This is a genomic window from Desulfurivibrio dismutans, from assembly GCF_029210385.1.
Taxonomy (GTDB): Bacteria; Desulfobacterota; Desulfobulbia; order Desulfobulbales; family Desulfurivibrionaceae; genus Desulfurivibrio; species Desulfurivibrio dismutans.
The window spans coordinates 1-5,891 of record NZ_JARGDQ010000016.1; the positions used below are offsets into that span (position 1 = coordinate 1).

Annotated in this window: 7 protein-coding genes; all 7 read left to right on the forward strand. The window is 60.7% G+C overall.

Features of this window, described 5'->3' with window-relative positions; all coding sequences use genetic code 11:
* Positions 1 to 1,007, forward strand: a 1,007-nt coding sequence (locus tag P0N66_RS12590; protein WP_275805964.1) for a two-component system sensor histidine kinase NtrB, incomplete at its 5' end; no start/stop codon positions are given.
* Between the two features lie 19 nt (positions 1,008 to 1,026).
* The gene (recD, locus tag P0N66_RS12595; protein ID WP_275805966.1) at positions 1,027 to 2,847 is read left to right on the forward strand and encodes an exodeoxyribonuclease V subunit alpha; all 1,821 of its coding nucleotides are present in this window, start codon (positions 1,027 to 1,029) and stop codon (positions 2,845 to 2,847) included.
* 138 nt (positions 2,848 to 2,985) lie between these two features.
* Entirely contained in the window at positions 2,986 to 3,171 is a 186-nt protein-coding gene (locus tag P0N66_RS12600) for a hypothetical protein (RefSeq protein ID WP_275805968.1), read from the forward strand.
* Positions 3,172 to 3,231: 60 nt separating this feature from the next.
* Positions 3,232 to 3,447, forward strand: a complete 216-nt coding sequence (gene sbtA, locus P0N66_RS12605; protein ID WP_275805970.1) for an SbtA family thio(seleno)oxazole RiPP natural product precursor — start codon at positions 3,232 to 3,234, stop codon at positions 3,445 to 3,447.
* 146 nt (positions 3,448 to 3,593) lie between these two features.
* A complete protein-coding gene (sbtM, locus tag P0N66_RS12610) occupies positions 3,594 to 5,207 on the forward strand; it encodes a thio(seleno)oxazole modification radical SAM maturase SbtM (protein ID WP_275805972.1) in 1,614 nt (537 codons plus the stop codon).
* Positions 5,208 to 5,243: 36 nt separating this feature from the next.
* The gene (locus P0N66_RS12615) at positions 5,244 to 5,639 is read left to right on the forward strand and encodes a desulfoferrodoxin family protein (protein WP_275805974.1); all 396 of its coding nucleotides are present in this window, start codon (positions 5,244 to 5,246) and stop codon (positions 5,637 to 5,639) included.
* A gap of 99 nt (positions 5,640 to 5,738) precedes the next feature.
* Positions 5,739 to 5,891 (forward strand): rubredoxin (locus P0N66_RS12620; RefSeq protein WP_275805976.1); only part of this gene is annotated, 153 nt, incomplete at its 3' end.

Consider the following 5,891-nt stretch of genomic DNA (forward strand, 5'->3'; position numbering starts at 1 on the left):
CCTTCTCTCCCTGGCAATGGGAGATCTTTGTCCTGAAGGAGAGCAGTATCTATCAGGGCGCCCTGCGCCGCCTGCACCGGGCCTATTACGTCACCATCGCCCTGCTGCTGATCTGGACCCTGTTGAGCGTGCTTTTTTTCAAACGCCAGATCGAAAAGCCGATTCGGGAGATCATCTCCTCCCTGCGCCAGGACCAGACCCCGAACTACCGGGGAGTCTTCGAATTTGAATTTTTAAGTGATCAGCTGCGGCAAGCGATGACCGAGCAGGAGATCATGCGGCAGCGTTTTTTTAAACAGCAGCAACTGGAGTCCATCGGTGTTCTGGCCGGGGGGGTGGCCCATGACTTCAATAATTTACTGGCGGCCCTTTATGGCCAGATCAGCCTGGCGGCACTCTCCCTGCCCCCCGGGCATCCGGCCCTGAACTCGTTGCAACTGGCCGAAAAATCAGCCGACCGGGCCCGGGCCCTCACCGAGCAACTGCTCACCTTTGCCACCGGCGGACATCTGAAGCGGCGGGTCCAGCCCATTGGCGAGCTGATCGAGGAGATTGGCCGTTTTGTCCTCAGCGGCCCGCACCATCGGCTCAAGCTGGAGATTCCGGCCGATCTGTGGGAGGCGAATATCGACCGGGCCCAGGTGGGGAACGTGCTCCACAATCTGTTACTCAATGCCAAGGAGGCGATGCCCGAGGGGGGTGAGCTGGAGATCGCCTGCGGCAACCAGGAGATCTCCCCCGCCAATATCCTGTCGCTGACGCCGGGCCCCTATCTGCGGCTTACCATTCAGGACAACGGTCCCGGTATGGAACCGGAAGTGGCCGCCAAAATTTTCGACCCCTACTTCTCCACCAAGGAGCGGGATGCCACCAAGGGCACCGGCCTGGGCCTGAGCATCTGCCATTCGGTGATTGAAAAGCATGGCGGGCGGATCGAGGTGAGTTCCAGTCCCGGCCGGGGCACCACCTTCACCATCTATCTGCCCGCCGTTCTACCCGCCACCTGATAAATCTGGAGCAACCGTGATGAGTAGCGCAATGGACCAGCTGCTGACCTGCTGGGTGCGGGAGGAGGTGCTGGGTGAATTTGACCGCCACTGGCTTGAGCTGCTGGCCCGGCTGGACCCCCGGGCCTCCCCGGCGGTATTGCTGGCGGGAGCCCTGGCCCGGGCGGCCATCGACCAGGGCCATCTCTGCCTGGAACTGGACCGGTTGGCCAGCCGGGCTCTGCCCACACCGGAGGAGGCCGAACCCTTCATTTTTCCGGCCGCGCAAGAGTTACGGGCTGAATTGAGCCTCTCCCCCCTGGTGGCCTGCCCCGACCAGGGGGAGCAGCCGGCTGACTTAAACTCCATCACCCCCCTGGTCTTGGAAGGGAACCGCCTCTATCTGCGGCGCTACCAACAGTATGAAGCTGAGTTGGCCACCGCCATCCTCAAACGGGCCGCCGCCAAAGGGCCCGGCCTTGGGCCCGCCCAACTGGCAGCCAGCCTTAATATCCTGGCCGCTGCCGCCGCCCTTACCCTGGCCCCGGAACAGCAAAGGGCGATCACCGCCGCCCTGGTTCACCGGTTGTCGGTGATCTCCGGCGGGCCGGGCACCGGCAAGACCACGATCATCTTTTTCATCCTGGCCCTGAGCCGGCTGCTGGCGGCCGACAGCCGCCAGCCACCCCCTCGGATCCTGCTGCTGGCCCCCACCGGCAAGGCCGCGGCCCGCCTGGGTGAAGCGGTGCGGGAAAAGGTAAGGCGGCTGCAAACCACCATCAGCGCCGATTCACCCTGGGCAGGGATCATAACCGACCTGCCCCAGGGGGCCATGACCATCCATCGCGCCCTGGGCTACCAGGCCGAAACCCCCACCATCTTTCGCCACCGGGCCGACAATCCCCTGGCTGCCGATCTGGTGGTGGTGGATGAAGCCTCCATGGTGGATGTCGCCCTGATGAACAAACTCTTTGCCGCGGTGCCGGCCAAGGCCCGGCTGATTCTGCTGGGCGACAAGGATCAGCTGGCTTCGGTGGAGGCCGGCTCCATTCTGGGAGATATCTGCGCCGCCGCCGATGGCGAGGGAAGCAATGAGCTGGCGGCCGGCGTCATCAACCTCAGTCAGGGTTTTCGTTTCGATCCCCAGCGGGGCATCGGCGCTCTGACCAGGGCGATCAACGCCGGCGACAGCGCCGAGGCTCTGCGGATTTTAGAGCAAGATCGGACCGGTGAAGTGGCCATGGTTGATCCGATCAACCTTGAGCAGGATCGGGAATTTCAGGAGCTGCTGCTAACCGGCTTTAGTCCCTGTCTGACGGCGACCAGCCCCGACGAGGCCCTGGCCCGGCTCAACGACTTTCGCCTGCTTTGTCCCCATCGCCGGGGCAGGAACGGAATGGAAAGTCTCAACCTTTTCTGCCGCCGCCTGCTGGCCGCTAAAGGGCTGCTGCACCCGACCAGCGAGTGGTACCGGGGCCGGCCGATCATGATCACCGCCAACGACTACGGCCTGAATCTCTTCAACGGCGATTTGGGAGTGATCTGGGAGTCTCCGGAAGATGACCACCAGTTGCGGGCTTTTTTTTCGGTGGGTGGCACCATCCGGCGGTTTTTACCTTCCCGCCTGCCCCGCCATGAAACCGCCTTCGCCATGACCGTTCACAAGAGCCAGGGCTCGGAGTTTGAGGAGGTGGCGGTGGTCCTGCCCCGGGAATCGTCGCCGCTCCTCACCCGGGAGCTGCTTTACACCGCCATCTCCCGGGCCCGCAGGCGGGTCCGAATCTTGGGTCCCCAAGCCGTGATCGCCACCGCCATCGGGCGCAAGGTGGAGCGAGCCTCGGGTCTGGCCGCCCGCCTCTAGCCTCCAGCAGGTAAAAAGAGTTGTTTGGTCCAAATTAACGATTGAGTTGCAAGGGGGCAATTTGCTAAGATGAAATAAGCGGCATGATTTTGATCCCCAAACAGTTCAAGGAAAAAGATGTAAAACAAGGAGGCTGAAATGACCATTGCCGGCGTACCAGTTGTGCTGCTACTGGGTATTACTCTATTTTTGCTGCTGATCTTCCAGCTTACCTCCGGCCTGCGGCTTATCAAGGCCTCATTTGCCACCCATAAAAAGGTCGGCATACTGGCGGTTATCCTGGCTATGGTCCATGGTTTACTGGCAATCGCAAGCAATATGTAGCAACCTTCATCAAGCTGCGGGGCCATTACAGCCCCGCAACAACCATTAAAGGAGGATTTTATGAAGTCCCAGGACACCAAGGGTTTTTTGGCCGGCTTGTGCCTGGCCGCGTTGCTGGCTGGAGGTAGCTTGGCGGCTCCCGCCCCAGCGCTGGGCTCCAGCGGTTGCGCTTCCGGCGGCAAGACCACCCAGGGCGGCGGCACCGCCGACGGTGGTGAAGGCACCGAGGGCGAGGAGCCAGACGAGGAGGAGAGCACCGAAGGCAACGGCAGCTGAGAGGGCTCAGGCAGCTGATAAAAGCTGCCCAAGGACGCAGGTTGCGTCCTCAAACATTTTGCTAGAACCTTGACGCACACCGGCAGGAGACCAACCGTGGGTCTCCTGCCGCCTTTTTTGAGAGTCACCATGCCTGCAAAATGCCGATGAACTGCCCGGAAGCACCGCTAAAAGAGATTTTTCCCGCCTGTCGCCACCTTGTCGGCCCTGAAAAGTGGGGCCGGCTGGTTGAGGAGTTGACAGGCGAGAAGCAATGGCCTGGTTTGCCCGAAATTATCGGGGCCCAAACCGAGAGTCTGGCCCTGCCGCCCTATCTGGCTGAGCTGGCCAAACTGGAAGCGGCCGTTTGGGCCTGCCGCCGTGAGCCGGGGAAATTACCGCTCCAGCCAGCAGCAAAAATTCTTAATCCCTCTTTGCGAATCTTAAATTGCACCTGGCGCAATCTGGCCAGCATGCTCAAGCCCGAGGAGCGGCCGCAGTCGTCCCCTACCCCCGGAGCGGAAACCCTGCTGGTCTGGCTGGGCCCCCGCAGCGGCCAGGTTCGGGTCCAGCCGGCCACCGATGATGATCTGCTGGCCTTGAAAATCATCGCAGAAAAGCTGCCCATCGGCCCCACCGCCCTGGAACATGGCGTGGCGGTGGCCAATCTACATCGGGTGGTGGAGCAGGCCCGGAACAAGGGGCTGATTCTGGCACCCGAACCTCTGCTGATCCGGGACCAGGAGAATTTTGTCCCCCAGGAAAAGGCCTTTGAGCGCTTTGTAAAACCCCGGGTCTTTACCCTCCAGTGGCACATCACCCAGGCCTGTGACCTGAACTGTAAGCACTGTTACGACCGCAGCTCCCGCCAAACCATGTCCCTGGAGCAGGCCTTCCAGGTGCTGGATCAGCTGGAAAGCTTCTGCGCTGCCCGCCGGGTCAGGGGCAAGGTGACTTTCACCGGGGGCAACCCCTTGCTCTATCCCCATTTCGACACCCTTTACCTGGAAGCGGTCAAACGGGGGTTTCCGGTGAGCATTCTGGGTAATCCCGCCTCCCGGCAGCGTCTGGAGAAGCTGGTGGCCATCCAGGCCCCCACTTTCTATCAGGTCAGCCTGGAGGGGCTGCCGGAACACAACGATTTCGTCCGCCAGGCCGGCTATTTTAACCGGGTGCTGGAGTTTCTGCCGATTTTAAAAGAGTTGGGGATCTTCTCCCAGGTCATGCTCACCCTGACCCGGGACAATATGGCCCAAGTTCTCCCCTTGGGCGAGATCCTGCGCGACAAGGCCGACCTTTTCACCTTCAACCGCTTGTCGGCGGTGGGGGAGGGGGCCAGGCTACTGATGCCCGACCCCGTCGATTACCAGGCTTTTCTCCGGGAATATATGGCGGAGACGGCCAACAACCCGGTGCTGGGCCTCAAGGACAATCTGATCAATATCATCCGGGAGCAAGAGGGGCGCAAACCCTTTGGCGGCTGTACCGGTTTCGGTTGCGGGGCCGGCTTCAACTTCCTTACCCTGCTCTCCGATGGCGAACTCCACGCCTGCCGCAAGTTCCCCTCCTTTATCGGCAATATCTACCAGGAAGGGTTGGCCGGGGCCTATGATTCCCCGGCCGGCCGGCGCTACCGGGCCGGCAGCGCCGGCTGCCGCAACTGCAAACTGTTGCAGGCCTGCGGCGGTTGCCAGGCGGTGATTTTCAGTTCCGGTCTTGATCCCGCCCGGGACCGGGACCCCTATTGCTTTTACGCCCAAGCTCCCGTTTTGACGGGATAAGTAAAGTGGTGGCCGTTAAAATTCAGGAGGAGAATCATGCAGCTCAAACGTCGCGAATTTATCAAAATCATGGCCGCGGGGGCGGTGGCCGCCGTCGCCCATCCCCCCACCCTGGCCCTGGCCAACAAGTCGGCGGTAACCATCGAGGCCCCGGCAACGGCGGCCAGAAACGCCCAGGTAAACATCCGCCTGCAGATAACCCACCGGGGCAACAACTTTATCCACTATACCAACTGGGTCACCCTGAGAACCGAGGAGGGGGAGATTGGTCGCTGGGATTTCTCCGCCTTCGATCGGCCGGAAAACAACGAATTCAGCCGCGAGGTCATCATCGCCATGGAGGGGACCACCCAACTGATCGCCCAGGCTAACTGCAATATCCATGGCAGCGAGGGAGAGGCTCGGCACACGATTGTGGTGCAAGATCGCTAAGGGCGAAATGCTCTTTACAAACAAAAAATTTATGAATAAAGTAATTATTACCAAGTAAAGGTTAAGCCAAATTCACAACAAAACATGGGAGAGAAAAAGATGGACAAGTACGAATGCCCCTGTGGTTATGTTTACGATCCGGCGGTTGGCGATGAGGATAATGGGATTGAGGCCGGAACCCCGTTTGCCGACCTGCCCGACGATTGGGTCTGCCCCAAATGTCAGGCGGAAAAGGAACACTTCTACAAAATT